We start from the raw sequence: 21,604 nt of genomic DNA, 5'->3' as shown, positions 1-21,604 counted from the left end.
GCAGGGCGACGCTTATGAGCTACCAGGACATTCAATTTGATTTGTCGGGCGGCATCGCCCGCCTGACGCTGAACCGCCCGGACAAGCTGAACAGCTTCACGGCGAACATGCACGCCGAAGTGGCCGACGCGTTGACGCGCGTGGAAAGCGAAGGCGCGCGCGTGTTGGTGCTGACCGGTGCGGGCCGGGGCTTTTGCGCAGGGCAGGACTTAAGCGAGCGCAAGCCCGCCGAAGACGGCACGCCGCCCGACCTGGGCGAAACCGTCGACAAGTTCTACGCGCCACTGGTGCGCCGCCTGAACGCCTTGCCGATGCCCGTTGTGGTCGGCGTGAACGGCGTGGCGGCGGGGGCGGGCGCCAACCTGGCGTTCGCGGGCGACATCGTCATCGCCAAGGCGTCGGCCAACTTCATCCAGTCATTCTGCCGCTTGGGCTTGATTCCCGACACCGGCGGCACCTTTGCGCTGCCGCGACTGGTGGGCCGCGCGCGCGCCATGGGCCTGGCGATGCTGGGCGACAAGCTCAGCGCCAAGCAGGCCGAGGAATGGGGCCTGATCTGGCAGTGCGTGGCGGACGAGGAATTCGACGCCACGCTGGAACGGCTGGCGCAGCACTTTTCCACGGCGCCCACCAAGGGCCTGGCATACACCAAGCGGGCCATGCAGGCCAGCCTGGGCAATGACCTGTCGACGCAGCTGGACCTGGAACGCGACATGATGCGCGAACTGGGCCGTAGCGCCGACTACGCCGAAGGCGTCGCCGCCTTCCTGGGCAAGCGCGAACCGCAATTCAAGGGGCAATGATGACCGTGCACGTTCCCCCCATTGAAGCGCCCAGCGATCCGCAGGAACTGGCGCAGGCCGTTGGCACCGTGATGTACGCGGGCGACGCGGCCTCGCAAGGCCTGGACATGAAGGTCGAGGAAATGGCGCCCGGCTATGCGCGGCTGACGATGCGCGTGCGCGGCGACATGCTGAACGGGCACAAGACCTGCCATGGCGGCTTCATTTTCGCGCTGGCCGACAGCGCGTTCGCGTTCTCTTGCAATTCGCGCAACGTCAGCACCGTGGCGTCGGGCTGCACCATCGATTACCTGGCACCCGGCTTTGAAGGCGACTTGCTGACCGCCGTGGCGCAAGAGCGTTCGCTGGCCGGCCGCACGGGCGTGTACGACGTCACCGTTACCAACCAGGACGGCCGCAATGTCGCCCTGTTTCGCGGGCGGTCCTATCGCATCAAGGGCCAGATCGTGGGGGTTGCCGCCGAAGGCTGAGGATGATGGTCCAACGCCACTAGAACATTCGTCATCCACCAAAGATAGAACCCCGCGCGCCGACCGGACCGGCGTAAAGAGAAATTCAGGAGAGAGATAACCATGTCCAACACCATGAGCAAGCCGGGGCTGGACCCCATCGAGCATGCCAGCCAGGACGAGCTGCGTGCGTTGCAGCTTGAGCGCCTTAAGTGGTCGCTCAAGCATGCGTACGACAATGTTCCGCATTACAAGAAAGCGTTCGACGAAGCGGGCGTGCATCCCGATGACCTGAAGCAGCTGTCCGATATTTCGAAGTTTCCGTTCACGACCAAGAAGGAACTGCGCGACAACTATCCGTTCGGTATGTTTGCCGTGCCGCGCGAGCGTATTTCGCGCGTGCACGCGTCCAGCGGAACCACGGGCAAGCCGACGGTGGTGGGCTACACCAAGGGCGACCTGGACAACTGGGCGAACCTGGTGGCGCGCTCGATCCGCGCGGCCGGCGGCAAGCCGGGCGACACCGTGCACATTGCCTATGGCTACGGGCTGTTCACCGGCGGCCTGGGCGCGCATTACGGCGCCGAGCGCCTGGGTTGCACGGTCATCCCGATGTCGGGCGGGCAAACCGAAAAGCAAGTGCAGCTGATCAACGATTTCCGTCCGGACATCATCATGGTCACGCCCTCATATTTCTGCAATATTCTGGAAGAACAGCGCCGCCAGGGCATTGATCCGCGTCAAAGCTCGCTGCGTATCGGCATCTTCGGCGCCGAGCCGTGGACGGGCCAGATGCGTGCCGATATCGAGGCAGAAGCCGGTATCGACGCGGTGGACATCTACGGCTTGTCGGAAGTGATGGGGCCGGGCGTGGCCAGCGAATGCGTGGAAACCAAAGACGGCCCGGTTGTCTGGGAAGACCATTTCTACGCCGAGATCATCAACCCGGACACCGGCGAACCCGTGGCCGATGGCGAGGCCGGCGAATTGGTGTTCACGTCGCTGACCAAGGAAGCGATGCCGATCATTCGCTACCGCACCCGCGACCTGACCCGCCTGTTGCCGCCCACGGCGCGCAGCATGCGCCGCATCGGCAAGATCACCGGCCGCAGCGACGACATGTTGATCGTGCGGGGCGTGAACATGTTCCCGACGCAGGTGGAAGAACTGGTGCTGAAGATCGCCCAGCTGGCGCCGCATTATCAACTGGTGCTGTCGCGTACCGGCAATATGGACGAGCTTGAAATCCTGACCGAAGTGCGCGCCGAGTTCTCGGGGCTGTCGGAGGCCGAACGCAATAACCTGGGCAAGCAATTGCAGCATGCCGTGAAGACGCACATCGGCGTCAGCGCGCGCATCCAGGTGTCGGACGCCGGCCATGTGGAGCGCACCTTGACGGGCAAGGCGCGCCGCGTGATCGACAAGCGACCGAAGGTGGTTTGATCCGGTCCTTTCCGGTTTCAGCCGTCAATCCCAATAAAAAAGCAGCCGTCTGGCTGCTTTTTTTATTGGTATGCCACCGGCGCATAGCCGCCAGGGCAGGGCGGCGCAGGCTACCGTGCCACAGCCAACGTACGCACGATGCGTCGATACCAGATGTGCAGCAGGATGGCGGATAGCGCCAAGCCCACCATCGCCATCAACCACATGCTGCCCGCGCCTTCGGGTGAGCCGGGCAGCAGCGCATTGCGGATACCGTCCAGACCGCCCCGGCCGGGGCCAAAGCCGAACCACCAGCCGCCGACCAGCCCCACGCCCGCCAGCGCCACCACCTGCAACAACAGCGGCACCACCGCCACCTTGTAGGCGCGCAGCAGGTACGAATTGATGCACTGCATGGAATCGAACAGGTGAAACAGCGGCAGCACGGCCAGCAGTGTCGTGGCCACGGCAGCCACGCCGATGTCGTCGGTGTACGCGGCCAGGATCAGGGGGCGCCCCACCAGCAGCACGGCGGCGGTCAGCAGTGCGCCGATCAGGCCCAACGCCAGCCCGGCCATGCCGGTGCGATGCGCGTGCGCAAGGTTGCCCGCGCCGATGGCCTGCGCGGTCAGCGCGGCGGTGGCCACGCCCAGCGCCATCGGCATCATGTAGCACAGGGCGGCCAGATTCGACATGATCTGGTGTCCGCCCGTGACGTACGTGCCTTCGCGCGCCACCAACAAAGCCATGAAAGTAAAGGCCGACACCTCAACCAGGTACGAACCGCCCATGGGGATGCCCAGGCGCAGCAGTTCCTTCAAGGTCTTCCAATCGGGCTTGCCCACGCGCAGGTTGAAGCGGCGATAGAAGCGGTCATGCGTGATGACCCACAGGCCCAAGCCCAGGCTCATCCACGACACCACGGCGGTTGCCAGCCCCGCACCGGTGGCGCCCATGGCAGGCAGGCCCAGGTTGCCGTAGATGAACAGCCAGTTGAAAAACGCCTTGAATGCAATGGCGGACAGGTTGATCGCCATGACCAGCTTGGGCCGCGAAACCGAGGTGCCCAGCGCGTAGATGGTACGAAATACCAGCGCGGCGGGCAGGGCCAGCACCAGGGCCTGCAAGTAGGACCCGATCCGTTCGCGCACGCCCGGCGCTACATCGCCCGACATGGATAACCACACGTCCGGAAACAGCATCAGCACCGCGCCCACCACCGACAAGCCCAGGGCCAGCCAGACGCCTTGGCCCCAGCTGCGGCCGACTTCGTTGTTGTTGCCGGCGCCGAATTGCTGCGCAAGGATGGGGATCAGGGCGTGCACGACGCCCATCAATCCAACGAAAACCGTGATGTAGATAGAGGCGGACAAGGCCATCGCGGCCAAGTCGCTGGCGCTGGAATGGCCGGTCATGGCGGTGTCCAGCACGCCGAACGAAATGCCGGCCCACTGGCTGATCAGCACCGGCCACGCTTGTTTGGCGATGCCGCGCAGGGTGGCGCCGAACGAGATCGGCGCCGCGTTGACGGAATTCATCGGTTCGGGCCGACTCGCAGCAGTCGGAACACTTCCTGGCGATCGGCGCGGCGGCCTCCCTGCCACAAGACGTCGGCCCCGTCGCTATACGCGGCGGTGTTGTCGCGCAGGCTTTGGTTGTTGGTCTGTTGCAGGATCAACGTGCACTTCGCGTCGAACGTGAAGGTCAGGTTGTCAAAGATCAGGAACGAAGCGCGTTGACCGCTGCCCAGGCTCAGGCCGCGCACGCATTCGCCGGGCCGCGCGTGTTGCGCCAGTGCCTGCGCCAGTTGACCCGACACCGTGCGATAGCTGCGCGCGTAGTCCACGGCGGGTTGCCACAGCAGCACCAGCAGGATCCACGTTACGGTCAGGCCGCCCGCGGACAGCACCGTGCCGCGCCACAGCGCTTGCGGGCGTACACGCAGGCGCCACACCACCAGCGCAATCCAGGCCACGGTGAAGATCACCGCCAGCGTGAAGGCGCCCCACGAAATGACGGGCTCGTAGCCGGTGGTCTGACGGGCGATATTGCGGGAAATCTGCGCCGGCCAATTGAAGTGCAGGGCTACCCAGCCAAGCCACGCGGTGGCCGCCGTCAGCGAAAAACACATGACGGCAAACCAGTCCAGCGTATTGACCACGCCACGGCGCAGCGTGGGTAACGAGAACGCGCCCAGCACGGCGCAGGGCACGGCCAGCATCACGTATTCGGAGTCGGACGCTTCTTCCAGTACGAACAGCACCAGTGCAGCGCAGACCAGCAGCATCAACGGCAGCCAGATGTGCGGGGCGTAGATCCACTCGCGCCAGCGCCAGACCGCCAGCAAGGCCAGCGGCCATGTCGGCCACAAGTACCAAGGCAGGTCGCGCAACGTGCGGCCCATGTCATGCCAGGTCGGCAGGGCGAATGACGTCAGATTCCAGGTCTTCCAGTTGCGGATCCAATACTGGCTGCTTTCGCTGGCCGGGATCCACCAAGCCAGAATCAGCGCTACCGTTACCAGCACCGCCCACGGCAGCCAGCGCTTGCATTTCCACAATTGACTGCGCGGATAGAACGCCAGCAGTGCGCCGATCATGATGGGAACCGCGCCCACCCAACCGCGCGTAAGGAAGCTTGCGGCCAGCGCGATTCCCAGCGTGGTGGTGCCGGTAACCGGCCGGTCGACGCTGCGCGCCAACGAATAAAAGGCCAGCGCCTGGCAGGCCATGATTGCGGGTACGACGGTGGTTTCGTGCGTGCGCTGAAGGATGCCCACGGTAGCCAGCAGCAGCAGCAGGGCGGCGTCGGCCAGCATGCGCCCGTAGTCACGCGGTTCGGGTTCGCCGCCAAAGGGCAGCGCCAGCGGCTGCGCTTCGCTACGGCGGCCCAGCAGGTAGGTGCCGTACCAGACACTGGCGGCCGTGATGCCGAACCACAGCAGGTTCGGCAGGCGGCCGGCGGTGATGTCACCAATGAACGGCCCGAACAACCAGATGCAGATGGCGCCCACCCAGGTAATCAGCGGGCCTTCTTCGGCATGGGCCAGCAGCCCGACCTGAGGCAGCAACCATGTGATGCCGCCCTCCCGGATGGCCGTGATCATCGTCGCCAAGCCAACCGCATCGTCCGTTTTCCACGGGTCGCGCATGAACAGGCCGGCCACGATATAGGCCAGCGCCAGGCCCAGCAGGATCAGCCTGGGAAGCTTCGCGGTTGCCACGGACGTGAGCCGGGCAGGAGTGGAAAAAGAAAGTGGGGACACGGGCGTTAATGTAACCGAGGGATCAGGTTGCGCCAGCCCCTGGCTTGCAAAAAAAGCAGGCGAGGGAGGAAAAAAAAGCAGCCCGGAGGCTGCCTTTTTGCTGTGACTCCCGTAGGAGCAACAGGATCAGGAAGCGGACTTGACCGTGCCGGCGGTACGGGCGAAGCGGGCGCGTAATTTTTCCACACGGCCGGTTTCGACGATACGCGTTTGAGCGCCCGTGTAGAACGGGTGCGATTCGGAGGTCACGTCGCACTTGAAGAGCGGGTACGTCTTGCCGTCGATTTCGACGGTTTCGCGCGTGTGCACGGTCGAACGGGTGATGAACTTGTTACCCGTTTGCAGGTCGGCGAAGACGACTTCGCGGTATTCGGGGTGAATGCCTTCTTTCATGGTGCTTATCCTAGGACCCGCCAAGGGGTCTTTCAAGTTGTAGGGTCGCCAGCCAGGACGCGTTATGCCGTTCACAGTAGAACGCCCACGCAAGGATTCCAGCCACGTATCCAAAAAGTAACCCCAAATTCTAGCACGGGTTTTTCCCGGTAGACCAGGGCGGGCAGGCCAGAATCGACAGCCCGCCTGCGAGGCGCAAAAGGGGACGGGCCCTTATAGTTCCGTGCGCAGTTTCCAGATCTCGGGGAACAGGACGACATCCAGCATCCGCCGCAGGTAATCCACGCCGGACGTGCCACCGGTGCCGCGCTTGAAACCGATGACGCGTTCAACGGTTGTGACGTGGCGGAATCGCCACAGTCGGAACGCGTCTTCCAGATCGGTCAGTTTCTCGCCCAGCTGGTACAGGTCCCAATAACGGTCGGTATCGCGGTACACCGTCAGCCATGCGGCTTCCACGCCTTCCGACGATTCATAGGGCTGGGTCCAGTCACGGTCCAGGCGGTCCGCCGGCACGGCGATGCCATGGCGAGCCAGTAGCCGCAGGGACTCGTCATACAGAGAGGGCGCGTCGTACGCGCTGCGCACCTGGGCCAGCAGGTCTTCGCGGTGCGCGTGCGGTTTCAGCATGGCCGCGTTCTTGTTGCCCAGCAGGAACTCGATCTGACGGTACTGGTAGCTCTGGAAGCCGCTGGAACGCGCCAGGTACGGCCGCAGCGCCGAGTATTCGGGAGGCGTCATCGTCGCCAGCACATCCCAGGCATGAACCAGCTGCTCCATGATCTTGCTGACTCGCGCCAGCATCTTGAAGGCGGGTTGCAGCCGGTCGGCCGCCACGTTGGCGATGGCCGCGCGCAACTCGTGCAGCATCAGCTTCATCCACAGTTCGCTGGTCTGGTGCTGGATGATAAAGAGCATCTCGTTGTGCTCGGGCGACAGCGGATGCTGCGCGCCCAGCACCTGATCCAGATGCAGGTAGTCGCCGTAGGTCATGTCGCGCGCGAAATCCAGCTGCGCTTTTTCCTGATGGACGATGTCTTCGGGGCGGTGCGGGCAGCTCATGCTTGGCCTCCGTGGCAGGGCGGGGCGGCGCGGCGGGCCGAGCCAGGCAATGCGCGCCAGCCCGGCGCGCAGGATCGGGCGCGCGCAAACGCGACAGCGTGATCTAGGGAGAGGTTCATGGCAGTGCGTCTTTCAAGGCGGGCGGCCCGTATAAGGAGGCCGCCCGAAAGCCAGCGGACCAGCCTACAGTTCGCGCAAGACGGCGCGTACGGGGCTGGCATCGGCCTGGACCAGCGCCAACGGCAGGGCGATCAATTCATAATCGCCTTCGGGCACGTCATCAAGAACCAGATTTTCCAGTACCCGCATGTCGTGCCGCAAGATCGTGTGGTGGCTGTCCAGGGTCTTGCTGGACGCGGGGTCGATGCTGGCGGTATCCAACCCGATCAGCATGACGCCGCGTTCGGCCAGCCATTCGATGGTTTGGGGGGCGTAGGCCGAAAAATCGTCCGTCCACCAATCTTGCGCCGCATGCTTGGCGGTGCGCACGAGCACGCGCGGCGGCAGGTTCAGCGCTGCGTGCGCCAGGTGATCCGTGGTGATCAACGGGCCGCAATCTATCGCGTGGATGACGCGACAGGGGCCCAGAAAGGGTTCCAGCGAAACCGCGCCGATGGCGGCCGCGCCGTTCTGATAGTGCAGGGGGGCGTCGGCATGGGCGCCGATGTGCGGCGACAGCGTGATTTCACTGACGTTGACCGGACAGCCGGGCGTCAGCGACCATTTCCATTGCTGGCGGTACGGCGTGTCGCCGGGAAAAACCGGTGACGCCGTGGAGACGGGCGGGGATATGTCCCACAAGCGTTTCATCAGAAGCGTTTTCGTGTCGGCTGGAAAGTTCCAGCGAATTATCCAGCGAATTGTCCAGCGAATTGTCCAGCGCGAATAGGTTAAAGCCTAAAGCAATTCAGGGCGGTAGTCTAACGAAATCCGGCGGCGGCGGGCGCTGCCGCGTACGCCGTGTCGCCGAGCTACAGCCCGCCCATTTCCGCCATCGATATGACTGACGCGCCCGCCACGATTAGGTGGTCGACCAGTTTAACGTCCACAAGGGCTAGCGCCTGTTTCAGCTGTTGCGTGAAACCCCGGTCCGCCGCGCTGGGCTCGGCCAAGCCCGAAGGATGGTTGTGCGCGACGATCAGGGCGGCTGCGTGGTGGCGCAGGGCCTCTCGCACGACCTCACGGGGGTAGACCGACGCCTGCGACAGCGTTCCCCGCGCCAGTTCCCCCGTGGCGATCACCCGTAGCTGGTTGTCCAGATAGAGGGCAATGCAGTGTTCCACCCGCCGATGGCCCAGCGCCGTCAGGCAATACTGCTTTACCTGGCCGGGATGGCGCACAGAATGGGGCCGGGTCAAATCTTCTTCGACGGCGCGGCGCGCCAGCTCCAGCAAGGCGGCCAGGGTGCAGGCCTTGGCGGCGCCCAGGCCCGGAACGGCCATGAGTTCCTCGGGAGTAGCCCCCAAAAGACCGCGCAGGCCGGAAAAGCGCTCCAGCAGCCGGTTGGACAAATCGACCACGTTAGTGCCCGGAATCCCCGTGCGCAGCCCCAGCGCCAGCAGCTCTGCGTCCTGAAGCGCGCCCGCGCCGTGACGCAGTAGCCGCTCTCGGGGACGCTCATGTTTTGCCAGCCGGACAGACAATTTCATATAAGGCTCTAAAATCAGGGTTTATCCAATATCCATACGGTGGCAGATCTTGAGCATCGCCTCTAATGAAGTGAACGTTTTTGTCCGTCCGGATTCCTACCTGACGCTGCATTACCGAATCACGCTTGCATCCGGTCCGGGCAAGGACTCTGTGTTCACGAATACTTTCGACGGCCGTCCCGGCACGCTGCAAATGGGCAGCGGCCAGTGGGCGCCTGGCCTGGAAGCCGCGCTGATCGGCCATGCCGAAGGCGAGAAATTCAGCGTCACCCTGGAACCCGCCGACGCCTACGGCGACCGCAACCCCGAGCTGATCCAACGTGTCACGCGGGCGATGCTTGCCGAGCACGCGGGCGCCGATGCCACGTTCGAGCCGGGCGACCTGGTCGAGTTCACCGCCCCCAACGGCGGCCGCTACTCGGGCGTGCTGAAAGAAATCAATGACGAGTCGGCGCTGTTCGACTTCAACCATCCGCTTGCGGGCGTCCGCTTGCAACTGGACGTGGCGCTGCTGGGAGTTCTCTGATGAGCAAGGCCGTTACCGCCTCCGACGCTGAAGTCCTGCTGGCGCAGCCGCGTGGCTTCTGTGCCGGTGTGGACCGCGCCATCGACATCGTCGAACGCGCGATCGAACTGCATGGCGCGCCGATCTACGTGCGCCATGAAATCGTCCACAACCGCTATGTCGTGGAAGACCTGCGTGCCAAGGGCGCCGTCTTCATCGACGAACTGGACGATGCGCCCCCGGGCGCCATCGTCGTGTTCTCGGCCCATGGCGTGTCCAAGGCGGTGCGGGCTGAAGCCGAGGCCCGCGGCTTGCAGGTGTTTGACGCCACCTGCCCGCTGGTCACCAAGGTCCACATTGAAGTGGCCCGCATGCGAGCCGCCGGCCGCGAGATCATCATGATCGGCCACAAGGGGCACCCCGAAGTCGAAGGCACGCTGGGGCAGGCGCAAGGCGGCATGTACTTGGTGGAAACGGTGGAAGACGTGGCGGGCCTGCAAGTCAGCGACCCGGAAAACCTGGCTTTCGTGACGCAAACGACGCTGTCCGTCGATGACGCGGCGGCGGTATCGCAGGCGCTGAAGGCCCGCTTTCCCAGCATTGTCGAGCCCAAGAAAAGCGACATCTGCTACGCCACCCAGAACCGCCAGGATGCGGTCAAGGTGCTGGCGCCCGAGTGCGACCTGGTGCTGGTCGTGGGCAGCCCGAACAGTTCCAACTCCAACCGTCTGCGCGAAGTGGCCGAACGCAAGGGCGTGGCGTCCTACCTGATCGACGGCGCGCAATCCATCGACCCGGCGTGGTTGGTTGATCGCAAACGCATCGGCGTGACGGCGGGGGCTTCGGCGCCTGAAATCCTGGTGCAGCAGGTGATCGACCGCGTCAAGGAATTGGGCGCAGTGTCGGTGCGCACCATGCCGGGCCTGGAGGAAAATGTGGCCTTTCCGTTGCCCAAGGGCTTGTCGCGCAAGTCCGCGCAGACGGAATCGCTGGAATAAGCCGGCGCCGCCCGCACGGCGGCACAGCGCTCAAAAAAACAAGGAGAAGACTTCATGCAGTTGTACAGCTACTTCCGCAGTTCGGCCGCGTATCGCGTGCGCATCGCCCTGAATCTGAAGGGCCTGACTTACGAATATTTGCCCGTGCACCTGCTGAAGGACGGGGGCCAGCAATTGTCGGACGGCTATCGCAAGCTGAACCCGACGGCGCTGGTGCCCACCTTGATTGATGGCGATGCGGTGATCGGCCAGTCCCTGGCTATCATCGAGTATCTGGAAGAAACGCACCCGCAGGCGCCGCTGTTGCCTGCCGACCCGATTGGCCGCGCGCGCGTGCGCTACCTGGCACTGGGTATTGCCTGCGACACGCATCCGCTGAACAACCTGCGCGTGCTGAAGTACCTGAAGCACACGCTGGGCGTGGACGAAGCGGCAAAGACCGCCTGGTACAAGCATTGGGTGCATCAAGGCCTGGAAGCGCTGGAAGCCCAGCTGGCACGTTCAAGCGCCACAGGCCGTTTTTGTCATGGCGACACGCCCACCATCGCGGACCTTTGCCTGGTGCCGCAGGTGGCCAATGCGCAGCGCTTCGAATGTGACCTTTCCGCGATGCCCAACGTGACGCGCATCGATGCCGCCTGCCGCGAGTTGCCGGCTTTCGCAAACGCCGCGCCGGGCAAGCAGCCCGACGCGGAGTAAGTTCAGCGGCCGGCCGGATGGCCGGCTGGCGGTCAGCCGATCTGCACCGGCACGAAGATCTTGTCTTCGCCGCGCTGAACCAGCAGGGCCACGGTCTTGCCCGCCTTGGACAGCGCTTCCTTGACCTGGCCGATGTTGTGCACTGGCACCCCGTTCAGCGACAGCAGCACGTCGCCCGGTTCGATGCCCGCCTTGGCGGCCGGGCCGGCAGAGCGCTCGATCAGCAACCCTTCGGTGCCAGAGGCCTGCTGCTCCTGCGGGCTCAGCGGGCGCAGGGCAAGGCCCAGTTGACCGCGCTGCACGTCTTGATCGCCGGACGCGGTCTGTGTCTTGTCCTTCGGAATGCCGCCCAGGGTAGCGACCAGTTCCTTCGGGGCACCGGCGCGCCAGACGTCCAGCTTGATTTTTTCCCCCGGCGAAGCCAGCGTAATCATCGACGCCAGGTCGCCCGACGACACGATGGTCTTGCCATTGATCTGGCGCACCACGTCACCCGGTTGCAAGCCCGCCTTGTCGGCGGCACTGCCCTTTTCGACGCTGGACACCAGCGCGCCGGACGGCGAATCGAGCTTGAACGAATTGGCCAGGTCCTGATTCACTTCCTGCACGGTCACGCCCAGTCGCGCATGCTGCACCTTGCCGTGTTCCAGGATCTGATCCTTGATCTTGTAGGCTACGTCGATGGGAATCGAGAACGACAGGCCCTGGAAACCACCGGTGCGGCTGTAGATCTGCGAGTTGATGCCCACGACTTCGCCACGATCATTGAACAGCGGGCCGCCCGAATTGCCCGGGTTGACCGCCACGTCCGTCTGGATGAAAGGCACCGACGTGTCATCGGGCAGCGAACGGCCCTTGGCGCTGACGATGCCGGCCGTGGCCGTATTTTCCAGGCCGTAGGGCGAGCCGATGGCCAGCACCCATTCGCCAACTTGCAGTTGGTTCACGTCACCCACCTTGACCACCGGCAGGTTCTTGGCGTCGATCTTGAGCACGGCCACATCGGTCTGCGGGTCCGCGCCCAGCACCTTCGCCTTGTACTCGCGGCGGTCAGTCAGCTTGACGGTGACTTCCTTGGCATCCTGCACGACGTGTGCGTTGGTCAGGATGATGCCGTCGGCGCTGATGATGAAGCCCGAGCCTTCGCCGCGCATCGGGACTTCACGCGACGGCATGCGGCCGCGCGAACCCGGGATCTGGCCAAAAAACTGGGCAAAGGGGTCATCGTCGTCGGCGGACACCTTGCGAGTGCCGCTGACGCTGATGTTGACGACAGCCGGGCCAAAGTCGCGGGTGATCTGGGCGAAGTTGGGCGGGCTGGAAGCGTTGATGGATGGCGTTGCGGCGATGGCGGTCGGGGCGTTGGCCGCCATCGACACGCCGCCCGTCACGGCGGTTGCGCCGGCGCCGCCAATGGCGCCAGCGGCCAGCAGCGCCAGCACTAGGCGCGAGGGTTTCATTTGCGAGGTCTTCATGTCGGCTCCTGCGTTCATGTTTGAGGACATGGCGCTATCTTCGGGCCTGACACTTAGGCGAATCTTAAATCGGCGTAATCAACGCGGAATGGGAAATTGCACGCGTGCGCGCAGGCCGTGGCCCCCGGGCGCGTCCTCAAGAATGATGTCGGCGCCATGGCGATCCGCGATGGCCCGCGCAATCGACAGGCCCAGTCCGCTGCCGTGCTGGGTGTTGCCTTCGGCGCGATAGAAGCGGTCGAAGACGCGCTCGCGTTCGGCGGGCGGTATGCCGGGCCCCTCGTCGTCGATGGTGAAAGATGCCTGGCCGGCCGTGGATTGCAGATGCAGCCGGATGCGGCCGCCTTCGGGGCTGTGCTTGATGGCGTTGTCCAGCAGGTTGCGGGCCAGCAAGGTGAGGGCGTCGCGGTGGCCTTGCGCGTGTGCTTCGCCGGCACCGTCCATGTCGATGGCGATCGACTTGGCATTGGCCTGCGCCAGCGTCTCGGACAGCGCCTGGCGCAGCACGTCGGCCAAATCCACGGGGGTGGCGGGAGGGGGCTCGGACGTGCTTTCGTGACGCGCCATGGACAACATCTGCTCCACCAGCCGGGTGGCGCGGTCGATGCCCGAGGCCAGGCGCTGTTCCGCGATTTTGCGGCTGTCGGCGTCGCCGGCGCGTTGTAGTGCCTGTAGCTGCAAGCGTAGCGCGGCCAGTGGCGAGCGCAGCTCGTGCGCCGCGTCGCCAACAAATTGTTTTTGCTGGGCGAACGCGGTCCGCATGCGTTCCAGCAGCAAGTTCAATTCCAGGATCAGCGGGCGGATCTCGTCGGGCAAGCCCTGCACGTTGACGGGCGAAAGATCTTCGGGCTGCCGCGCCGCCACCTGGGCGCGAGCACGCTTGACGGGCCGAAGCGACCAACTGACCACGCACCACACCACCAGCATCAACAGCGGCGCCGCCGCCGCGATGGGTGCGATGGTTCGCAGCGCCAGCTCTCGCGCCATGTGCTTGCGCACGTTCATGTCCTGCGCCACCTGAATCACCTGAAACGGGGTGGCCAGCGCATACACGCGGTACGTGATGCCTTCCATTCTGGCATCGGAAAATCCCAGCACGATCTGGTCCGGCAGGGGGCGACGCGAGCGGGAATTGAATACGCGCAGGCCGTCGGGCGTCCAGATCTGGATGATCAGATCGTCTGCCATGGGTGTGGCGGCCCCCAGGCTTTGCCGGGGACCGGTGCTGAGCAGGCCGTCGCCCGTGCCCAGCGACAACGCGGTGCGTTGCAGCAGCGAATCGAAGATGTCGTCGGCCTGGGCCAGCGTGCTGCGATACGCGATAACGCCTTGCGCCAACGCGCCGACCACGATGGCGGCCAGCAGAAAAAACAGCAGGCGGGCCCTCAGCGAATAGCTAAGCCTGATGCTCATGTTTTGGGGATGACATAGCCGACGCCTCTGACGTTCTGGATCAGGTTCGGACCCAGTTTTTTGCGCAGGCCATGAATATAAACCTCAACCGCGTTGCTGCTGACGCTGTCTTTCCAGCTGTACAGTTTTTCTTCCAGTTGGGCGCGCGAAAAGATCATGCCCGGACGGGCGATCAACGGCTCCAGGACGGCCCATTCGCGGGCGGTCAGAGCAACCGGGGTGCCGTCCACCATGGCAGCGTGCGATTGGGGATCGATCGTGATGCCCTCATGTTCGAACACCGGCTCGGCGCGGCCGGCGCTGCGGCGTATCAATGCCCGCATGCGCGCCAGCAGTTCGTCCACGTCGTAGGGTTTGACGATGTAGTCGTCCGCGCCTGCGTCCAGGCCCGCAATGCGGTCGCTGACGGCATCGCGCGCGGTGGCGATCAGGACGGGGGTGCGGTCCTTGCGGGCGCGTAGCTCGCGCAGCAAGGCCAGGCCGTCGCGCTTGGGCAGGCCCAGGTCCAGCAGGATGAGGTCGTAGGGGTCGGTACGCAGCGCGGATTCCGCGGCGCTGCCGTCCCGGACCCAATCCACGGCGTAGTGTTCCGCGCGCAGGCAATCCAGCACGCTTTCACCGATCATGATGTCGTCTTCGACAAGGAGGATGCGCATGGTGGTTTTCGCTTGGCTGAATGAAAATCCAGCAAGTTGGACGCGCGGCGGGCGGGCGGAGTTCCCGTAGGGGAACGCGGGGCGGCGGCGTGTTGGGGCGCGGAAATGAAAAAAGCAGCCCGAGAGGGCTGCTTTTAGAATTTGGTGCCGGCAATAGGAGTCGAACCTACGACCTTCGCATTACGAATGCGCTGCTCTACCAACTGAGCTATGCCGGCAAGACCATTCGCTTCGGTTTCACTGCCTTTCCGGGTTGCAGAATATCCGGGTTGCGGAATATCCGGGTTGCGGAATAACGAGCAAAACACTAGCGAAACATCTTAGTTCTTTCCAGTTCGCCGCCCTGTTTATGGGGCCTGATCTGGAAAGACCGAAATCATATCAGAGTTTTTTAGCGATGGGAAACGGTCAGCCCAAAAAGAACAAAAAAAATCGCAGTTTGCGTGCGCCAAAAATTTAGTTCATAATTGCGTTCTTGGCAGATCCCCGATAGCTCAGTCGGTAGAGCGACGGACTGTTAATCCGCAGGTCGCTGGTTCGAGCCCAGCTCGGGGAGCCAAAAGAATTCAAGGTCGGTAAGCCGCCACGCGCAAGCAGGCAATGGCAACGGACCCAAGCCGAACTGAAGGGCCACCCGCGAAAGCGAGTGGCCCTTTTTGTTTTCGCCGTGCGCGACTGCGCGGATAGGGTTGTTGTGCGGGTTGTTGTACGCTTCGCCAGATCCAAAACAACCAAGCGGGACCAGGTGCAATGCCAGGGCAGATCGAAGACGACAAGCGCATCGGCGTAACCGTGATTTCAGGTTTCCTGGGTAGTGGCAAGACCACGCTGCTGAACCGCCTGCTGCACGACCCCGCTTATGCCGACGCCGTGGTTGTAGTCAATGAATACGGCGATATCGGCGTCGATCATCATCTGGTCCGACTGGCGCCTGCCAATGTCGTGCTGATCGAGGGCGGCTGCTTGTGCTGCGTCGTCAGCGGGGCGGTGGTCGACACGCTGCGCGACCTTTTCATGTTGGCGGTCAGCCGCCGGATCAAGCCTTTTCGCCGGGTAATTATCGAAACCAGCGGGTTGGCGGACCCGGCATCGACGCTGTTCATGCTGAAACACGATCGGTTTCTGGCGGAGCGCTACGCGTATCGCGGCGCAATTGTCTTGGTGGACGTGCGCCATGGTGAATCGCAATTGGCCAACCAGCCCGAAGCGGCGCGGCAATTGGCCTTGGCGGACACCGTCGTGCTCAGCAAGTCGGACTTGGCCGACGCGGCGCAGTTGCGGCGCGTAGAACAGGCCGTCATTGCCATCAATCCCGGGGCGCAGCGCTGTGTGCAGCGCCAGGACGCGCCGCTGGCCGGCATTTTGCGCGATGGCCCCGATGTGGCTGCGCGCCGCGATGGCGCTGCATTGTCGAATTGGCTTCAAGCGTTTACCCGGCTGCCGGTCGAGCGGCATGGCCAGGTGGCGAGCTTTTCTTTGTTCTTGTCGTCGCCCCTAGGGCGGGCCGCGTTCCTTGCGGGCGTGTCCCGCATCCAAGAGCGCTATGGGCAGGGGATTTTGCGGATGAAGGGCCTGGTGTGCTTCGAAGGGGAGGTGCTGCCCTGCGAGGTGCATGGCGTGCACGGCGAGCTATACCCCTTGCGCGCACTCGCGCAATGGCCAACCGACGAACGCGCATCGCACCTGGTCTATATCGTTCGCGGCCTGGACGTTGCGCAGGTTCGCGCGGCCGTTGCTGAGGCGTTGGGGCAGGCACCGGCCTGAACCTGCCGTGCCGCCGCGAGTGATCAAAATGTCGCCATTTAGGCGCGGATGTTGCACTGAAATACGGTATAACCGGTACGGTCTGATGCAAGAATCGAGACAATCATGGATCGTTTGAAGGCGATGCAGGTGTTTGTAGAGGTTGCTGACCGGGGAAGCCTGTCGGCGGCGGCGGTTCATCTGGACATGTCGCGTGCCATGGTTTCCCGCTACCTGGCTGAAATGGAACAGTGGGTGGGGGTGCGCCTGCTGCACCGGACGACGCGCCGCTTGAGTCTGACCCCCGCAGGCGCCGAGACGCTACCCCGTTGCCGCCAGATGCTGGATATGGTCGGTGACCTGCGAAGCGCGGTGTCCACGCCTGAAGATACCCCTAGGGGCTTGTTGCGAATTACCACCAGCATGTCGTTTGGTTCCCGCCATCTGGCCGGCGCGGTGACAGACTACGTAAAACTGCACCCGGGCACATCGGTTGACTTGATGTTGGTCGAGCGCGCCGTCAATCTCGTGGAAGAGCGGGTCGATCTGGCGGTGCGCATCACCAATGACCTGGATCCGAACCTGATTGCCCGCAAGCTGGCGGTTTGCCGGTCGGTGGTGTGCGCATCCCCCGATTATCTGTCGCGCGAGGGGGTGCCGGCTCGGATTGAAGACCTGTCCCTGCGAAACTGCCTGACGCATTCTTATTTTGGCAAAAGCCTGTGGCGTTTCGAGCGGGAAGGGCTGCCCGTGGATGTGCCCGTCAGTGGAAATATCAGCGCCAACGAAGTGTCCGTGCTGTTGCATGCGGCGTTGGAGGGGGCGGGTATTGCGATGTTGCCTACTTACTACGCTAATGAATATATTGCGGCCGGCCGTTTGAAGGCGATCCTGCCTCAGTGCAAGCCTCAGGAGCTGGGCATTTACGGCGTCTACGCGTCGCGCCGGCAAATGCCGTTAATACTGCGTTCCATGTTGGACTTTCTGGTTGAGCGCTTGGGTTCGGCTCCTTGGGACAAGCCGGGTGCCTGATCCGGGCCACTCGCGCACGCGTTTCAAGCTTGAGGGGCAACGTTATGGCGGTATAATTCGCCAATTACGCGGACGGCTGGCCAAGGGTATTGATGTGGGTCTTGGCAGTTCGGTGTTCGCCAGCATATACCTTCAAAATATCCAAGAATCGTAAGTCTGGCCCGCGTCCGGCCAGGGTGCGACGAAGCAGGTCTTCGCATGCGCAAGGGTGCTTGATGTCGGGCGTGTGGCCGGTAGCCATATCGCCAAGGTCATGGGCCGTTGATCCGGGCCGTTGATACTGACCGCCGTGAGATGCAGGCGCCGGGTTCCGGTGCTTCCCGCGGGCTTGTTGGCCAATGATGCCGGCTTTTCCAGAATTTGCTTAAAGCGTCTGCCGCGGTATCCGATGCGCAGGCACTACGCCTTTATCCTGACCCGTTCGCCTTTTGTGGCGCCAGCCTGTCAGTGGCAGTCAACCCAGGAATCTTGTGAACACTACGCCGATCAACGCCGTCGATTGCAGTCCCGTCTTGATGGTGGGTTGGCGGGCCAAGATTGGCAATCGTGGGTTGAGCGCAGGCCGCGCGTTATTCCAAATGGGCTTGTCGTTTGGTGTTGCTGCCCGGCGTGTGCTGCAAGCCGGCGCTGTGAAGGCGGCTTCGGTGAAGGCGGCTTCGGTGAAGGCGGCTTCGGTGAAGGCTGCTTCGGTGAAGGCTGCTTCGGCGCAAGCCTGCTTTCGCCATATCCACGAAGCACAAATGAAAAAGGCCCGGCGCATTCGCCAGGCCTTCATCAAATTTGGTTGCGGGGGCAGGATTTGAACCTACGACCTTCGGGTTATGAGCCCGACGAGCTGCCAGACTGCTCCACCCCGCGTCTGAGAAAAGAATATTAACCTTATTTTAAACCTAGCGCAAGTTAGCCCTTTGTGAATTTGAATGTCGATGAACGATAGCGAGGCAATACTCGTGCTGGAAACCGCGTTGTTATGCGCGGTGCAGCCGATGCAACTGTCCGATATGCGCAAGCTATTCGGGGACGATGAACAATTCGATAACAGCAAGCTGCGCGCGCTGTTGGAGACGCTGCAAGCCAATTGGGCCGATGGTGGTCTGGAGCTGGTGCAGCTGGCCAGCGGCTGGCGATTCCAGAGTCGCCCGCATATGCAGCGCTACCTTGAGCGCCTGAGTCCGGAAAAGCCGCCCAAGTACTCGCGCGCGGTCATGGAGACCTTGGCGATTGTTGCCTGGCGCCAGCCTGTCACGCGCGGCGATATCGAGGATATACGCGGCGTGACGGTGTCCTCGCAAATCGTGAAGGCCCTGGAAGATCGCGGCTGGATCGAGGTGATCGGGCATCGCGACGCGCCGGGTCGCCCTGCGCTGTTCGGCACCACGCGACAGTTCCTGGATGATCTGGGGCTGCGGGCGCTGGACGAGTTGCCGCCGCTGGAATCTGCCCACGCCGCCGCCGCGCTGGCTGGGCTGGACCTGGGCGAAGTGCAGCAGCTGACGGGTGAGGGCGTTGAGACGCCGCCAGAAGAGGCGGCAGAAGCCGGCGCAGCGGAGGCCGCCACCGACGGGCCGCTCAGTGTTGGTGGGTCGGATGCCGATGATGAGCATGCCCAGGGTGAACTCGCTGTCGAAAATATGGCCGACCCGTTAAAAAATGACCCTGTTCCAGTTGCGGAATTGTCAGTTTCGGAACACGATGCACCCATAGACCCGGTCGATAGCGTAGAATCCGTCGTTTCGCGCACAGAAGAAAGCGCGAATCCCGACGACGAACCCACCGTCCGGGAGCAAGCCGCAGGCTTGTCCAATATGCCGACCCCGTCCGGTTTCCCCGACGACAGGTTCGGTAACGACATTTCCGATATGGCCGCCGACCCCTCTACGGCCGGTGCTGCAAAGGAAAGTGTCGCGAACGCAAAACACGCGGAACCGACCGACCCGATTGACGAGACCGATCACGCAGCGCCTGGCGCCGCCGGGCATGAGCCCGCTTTCGGCCTTGATGATCCTGTTCGGCCCGAAACTGATGCCGTTTCCACGGCCTCGGACGAAGCGGATCCGGCGCAACCTGGCGCCGATCCTGAATCGGCGTCCCCTGATGATGACGAGCCCGCCCCTGGCAGGCCTACCCAAGTTTGAAATTCGGAGCTGTCCCAGTGACAACGAATACAGCAATGCAGGACGACAATCCCCGTTCGGATGACACCGTTTCCAACGGCCAGCCGGACGCCTCCGCCGCGCGCGAACCCTCTGCTGAAGGCGATGCCGGCGCGCGTGGGCGCGGACGCAAGCTGAGGACGCCGTTCCGCCGTCGCCGTGGCGACGCCGCCGCAGAGCAGGCTCCCGCTGAAGGCCAGTCCGCCGCGGCCGCAGCACCGGTTGAGTCGGCTGACTCCCGGGGTGGTGAGCAGGAAGCGGAGCAGGCGCTGTCGTATCTCGACAACACCGACCGCATGGAACAGCGCCTGGGCAAGTACCTGAATAGCGATTCGGTCATGCCCAAGTTGCACAAGGTGCTGGCCGACGCCGGTATCGGCTCGCGCCGCGAGATGGAAGAACTGATCGTTGCCGGCCGTGTGTCCGTCAATGGTGAGCCGGCCCATATCGGCCAGCGCGTCGCGCCCAACGATCAGGTCCGCGTGAACGGCAAGCCGATCATGCGCACGAATACGAAAAAGCCGCCGCGCGTGATTCTGTATCACAAGCCGGCAGGCGAAATCGTCAGTCATGACGATCCGGCGGGCCGCGCCAGCGTGTTTGCACGCTTGCCCAAGCTGCGCACGGGCAAGTGGCTGTCGGTGGGGCGTCTAGACCTGAACACGGAAGGTCTACTGATCTTCACGACCTCGGGTGACATGGCCAACCGCATCATGCATCCGCGCTATGGCACGGAACGCGAGTACGCGGTTCGCGTGCTGGGCGAGATGGACGAAGCGCAGCGCCAGTCGCTGGTCGACGGCATCGAGCTTGAAGACGGCGTGGCCGCGTTCGGTGCGCTGGATTACCTGGGTGGCGACGGCAGCAACCGCTGGTATCGCGTGACCTTGCAGGAAGGGCGCAACCGCGAAGTCCGCCGCATGTTCGAAGCGGTGGGTGTGACGGTCAGCCGCCTGATCCGCACGCGCTTTGGTGACGTGGTTTTGCCGCGCACGCTGCGTCGCGGTCGCTGGGAAGAATTGGATGGTTCGCTGGTTACCGCGCTGATGGTCCAGCTGGGCCTGTTGCGCGATGACGACGAATCTGGCGGCAACCGTCGCCGCTCGAAGCAGCCGGTGTCGCATGACAGCGCGCTGCCTCCCGGGTTCGGCACGATGGATCGCAATGGCATGAACGGTGCCCGAATCGGTCGTCGCGGCAAGCTGCAAGGTGGTCGGCTGGGTAGCGCGGGTCAAACCGCCGCCTGCCCGTCCGACCCCTTTGGTACGGGCCTGATGATTGCCGGTGGCTATGCCAACGGTCATCCCCTGGCCTCGGAAGGCGCGGGCGGCAACCGCAAGGGTGGCAAGCCGGGCGGTGATCGTTCCGCAGCGGCCGGTGGTGGCCGACCTGGTGGCAAGCCAGGCGGCAAGCCGGGCGGAAAACCCGGCGGCAAGCCGCGAGGCCCGCGTGGTCCGCGCGCGGCGGCGGCAGACGGCCAGCGCGGCAACGTGGCTTCGGCTGATGTCGTTGCCGGCAACGTGGCCGAAGCTCCCGTGGGCGGCGGCCGCAAGCCTTCTGGCGGCAAGCCCGGCGGCAAACCGGCGGGTGCGCGTGGCGCTAATGGCGGCCGTAGCGGTAATGGCAAGCCCGCGGGCGCTGGAGGCCGTGGCGGCAACAAGGCGGAAGGTTCGCGTAATGCCGGCGGCCCGGCTGCGAACAAGGGGCCGGGGGCGGGCGGCAAGCCGCGCGCTCCGCGCAGTTCCTCCGCTGCCTCGTCGGGCCCGCGCGGCGACGATTGGCAGCCGCGAGGCGCCTCGGCCCATGAATCGCGGTTGGGTGTGATGGGTGGACGAGGCCGTCAGGGCCGCTGATCCGCTTGCTGGCGGCGCGTTTGGCGCGCCGTCG

General features: G+C 63.9%; 20 protein-coding genes and 3 tRNA genes. 12 read left to right on the top strand and 11 right to left on the bottom strand.

Annotated elements, in window-relative coordinates; genetic code table 11:
• Positions 1-14 precede the first annotated feature (14 nt).
• From paaG to paaK, 3 genes are all read left to right on the top strand, one after another.
• The gene (gene paaG / locus ACNPP0_RS24470) at positions 15-803 is read left to right on the top strand and encodes a 2-(1,2-epoxy-1,2-dihydrophenyl)acetyl-CoA isomerase PaaG (protein ID WP_332610446.1); all 789 of its coding nucleotides are present in this window, start codon (positions 15-17) and stop codon (positions 801-803) included.
• Complete coding sequence (paaI, locus tag ACNPP0_RS24465; protein ID WP_332610444.1) at positions 803-1,273, top strand: hydroxyphenylacetyl-CoA thioesterase PaaI; 471 nt, start codon at positions 803-805, stop codon at positions 1,271-1,273. The genes paaG and paaI overlap by 1 nt, the downstream gene beginning before the upstream one ends.
• Positions 1,274-1,375: 102 nt before the next feature.
• Positions 1,376-2,695 (top strand): phenylacetate--CoA ligase PaaK, encoded by a 1,320-nt coding sequence (gene paaK, locus ACNPP0_RS24460; protein WP_332610442.1) that lies wholly within the window; start codon positions 1,376-1,378, stop codon positions 2,693-2,695.
• Positions 2,696-2,805: 110 nt separating this feature from the next.
• Here paaK and ACNPP0_RS24455 read toward each other — a convergent pair whose 3' ends face one another.
• The 6 genes from ACNPP0_RS24455 to radC form a co-directional block, all read right to left on the bottom strand.
• On the bottom strand, positions 2,806-4,212 hold the full coding sequence (locus ACNPP0_RS24455; RefSeq protein ID WP_332610440.1) for an MATE family efflux transporter: 1,407 nt from the start codon (positions 4,210-4,212) through the stop codon (positions 2,806-2,808).
• Entirely contained in the window at positions 4,209-5,939 is a 1,731-nt protein-coding gene (locus ACNPP0_RS24450) for an ArnT family glycosyltransferase (protein ID WP_332610438.1), read from the bottom strand. Before ACNPP0_RS24450 ends, ACNPP0_RS24455 begins: the two co-directional genes overlap by 4 nt.
• A 126-nt stretch (positions 5,940-6,065) precedes the next feature.
• The gene (locus ACNPP0_RS24445; RefSeq protein ID WP_448707252.1) at positions 6,066-6,332 is read right to left on the bottom strand and encodes a type B 50S ribosomal protein L31; all 267 of its coding nucleotides are present in this window, start codon (positions 6,330-6,332) and stop codon (positions 6,066-6,068) included.
• Positions 6,333-6,545: 213 nt separating this feature from the next.
• Entirely contained in the window at positions 6,546-7,394 is an 849-nt protein-coding gene (kynA, locus tag ACNPP0_RS24440) for a tryptophan 2,3-dioxygenase (RefSeq protein ID WP_332610436.1), read from the bottom strand.
• Between the two features lie 183 nt (positions 7,395-7,577).
• Positions 7,578-8,204, bottom strand: coding sequence for an arylformamidase (kynB, locus tag ACNPP0_RS24435; RefSeq protein ID WP_006218257.1), 627 nt, complete (start codon positions 8,202-8,204; stop codon positions 7,578-7,580).
• A 161-nt stretch (positions 8,205-8,365) separates the two neighbouring features.
• Positions 8,366-9,043, bottom strand: coding sequence for a RadC family protein (gene radC, locus ACNPP0_RS24430; RefSeq protein WP_448707251.1), 678 nt, complete (start codon positions 9,041-9,043; stop codon positions 8,366-8,368).
• 49 nt (positions 9,044-9,092) lie between these two features.
• On the opposite strand from radC, the gene ACNPP0_RS24425 reads away from it, so the two are divergent.
• The 3 genes from ACNPP0_RS24425 to maiA are packed head-to-tail and all read left to right on the top strand — an operon-like array spanning position 9,093 to position 11,245.
• Entirely contained in the window at positions 9,093-9,569 is a 477-nt protein-coding gene (locus tag ACNPP0_RS24425; RefSeq protein WP_006218259.1) for an FKBP-type peptidyl-prolyl cis-trans isomerase, read from the top strand.
• Positions 9,569-10,546: a 4-hydroxy-3-methylbut-2-enyl diphosphate reductase gene (gene ispH / locus ACNPP0_RS24420; protein WP_046802766.1), complete on the top strand. Its 978-nt coding sequence runs from the start codon at positions 9,569-9,571 to the stop codon at positions 10,544-10,546. The genes ACNPP0_RS24425 and ispH overlap by 1 nt, the downstream gene beginning before the upstream one ends.
• A gap of 54 nt (positions 10,547-10,600) precedes the next feature.
• Positions 10,601-11,245 carry a maleylacetoacetate isomerase gene (gene maiA / locus ACNPP0_RS24415; protein WP_448707250.1) on the top strand — a complete coding sequence of 215 codons (645 nt, stop codon included), beginning with the start codon at positions 10,601-10,603 and terminating at the stop codon, positions 11,243-11,245.
• A 32-nt stretch (positions 11,246-11,277) separates the two neighbouring features.
• On the opposite strand, the gene ACNPP0_RS24410 is transcribed toward maiA, so the two are convergent.
• From ACNPP0_RS24410 to ACNPP0_RS24395, 4 genes are all read right to left on the bottom strand, one after another.
• Positions 11,278-12,720, bottom strand: coding sequence for a DegQ family serine endoprotease (locus tag ACNPP0_RS24410; RefSeq protein WP_332610432.1), 1,443 nt, complete (start codon positions 12,718-12,720; stop codon positions 11,278-11,280).
• A 78-nt stretch (positions 12,721-12,798) separates the two neighbouring features.
• Positions 12,799-14,133, bottom strand: a complete 1,335-nt coding sequence (locus tag ACNPP0_RS24405) for an ATP-binding protein (protein WP_448707249.1) — start codon at positions 14,131-14,133, stop codon at positions 12,799-12,801.
• A complete protein-coding gene (locus ACNPP0_RS24400) occupies positions 14,130-14,789 on the bottom strand; it encodes a response regulator (protein ID WP_046802770.1) in 660 nt (219 codons plus the stop codon). The genes ACNPP0_RS24405 and ACNPP0_RS24400 overlap by 4 nt, the downstream gene beginning before the upstream one ends.
• Before the next feature lie 142 nt (positions 14,790-14,931).
• A tRNA-Thr gene (locus ACNPP0_RS24395) sits at positions 14,932-15,007 on the bottom strand.
• Between the two features lie 265 nt (positions 15,008-15,272).
• On the opposite strand from ACNPP0_RS24395, the gene ACNPP0_RS24390 reads away from it, so the two are divergent.
• The 4 genes from ACNPP0_RS24390 to ACNPP0_RS24375 all read left to right on the top strand — a co-directional run bounded on the left by ACNPP0_RS24390 (position 15,273) and on the right by ACNPP0_RS24375 (position 18,367).
• Positions 15,273-15,348 (top strand) — tRNA-Asn (locus ACNPP0_RS24390).
• 191 nt (positions 15,349-15,539) lie between these two features.
• Positions 15,540-16,553, top strand: coding sequence for a CobW family GTP-binding protein (locus ACNPP0_RS24385; protein WP_448707248.1), 1,014 nt, complete (start codon positions 15,540-15,542; stop codon positions 16,551-16,553).
• Positions 16,554-16,658: 105 nt separating this feature from the next.
• Entirely contained in the window at positions 16,659-17,564 is a 906-nt protein-coding gene (locus ACNPP0_RS24380; protein WP_448707247.1) for a LysR family transcriptional regulator, read from the top strand.
• Positions 17,565-18,034: 470 nt separating this feature from the next.
• The gene (locus tag ACNPP0_RS24375; RefSeq protein WP_448707246.1) at positions 18,035-18,367 is read left to right on the top strand and encodes a hypothetical protein; all 333 of its coding nucleotides are present in this window, start codon (positions 18,035-18,037) and stop codon (positions 18,365-18,367) included.
• Here ACNPP0_RS24375 and ACNPP0_RS24370 read toward each other — a convergent pair.
• Positions 18,346-18,422 (bottom strand) — tRNA-Met (locus ACNPP0_RS24370). The two genes, ACNPP0_RS24375 and ACNPP0_RS24370, sit on opposite strands and share 22 nt — an antisense overlap.
• Positions 18,423-18,484: 62 nt before the next feature.
• Here ACNPP0_RS24370 and scpB point away from each other — a divergent pair.
• Together scpB and rluB are read left to right on the top strand one after the other, a co-directional pair.
• Complete coding sequence (gene scpB, locus ACNPP0_RS24365; protein WP_448707245.1) at positions 18,485-19,699, top strand: SMC-Scp complex subunit ScpB; 1,215 nt, start codon at positions 18,485-18,487, stop codon at positions 19,697-19,699.
• 35 nt (positions 19,700-19,734) lie between these two features.
• Entirely contained in the window at positions 19,735-21,570 is a 1,836-nt protein-coding gene (rluB, locus tag ACNPP0_RS24360) for a 23S rRNA pseudouridine(2605) synthase RluB (RefSeq protein WP_448707244.1), read from the top strand.
• Positions 21,571-21,604 lie beyond the last annotated feature (34 nt).

This window comes from Achromobacter semiaridum, from assembly GCF_053543755.1.
Note: the sequence above shows the minus strand (reverse complement) of the source record. Positions and strands in the feature narration are given on the sequence as shown.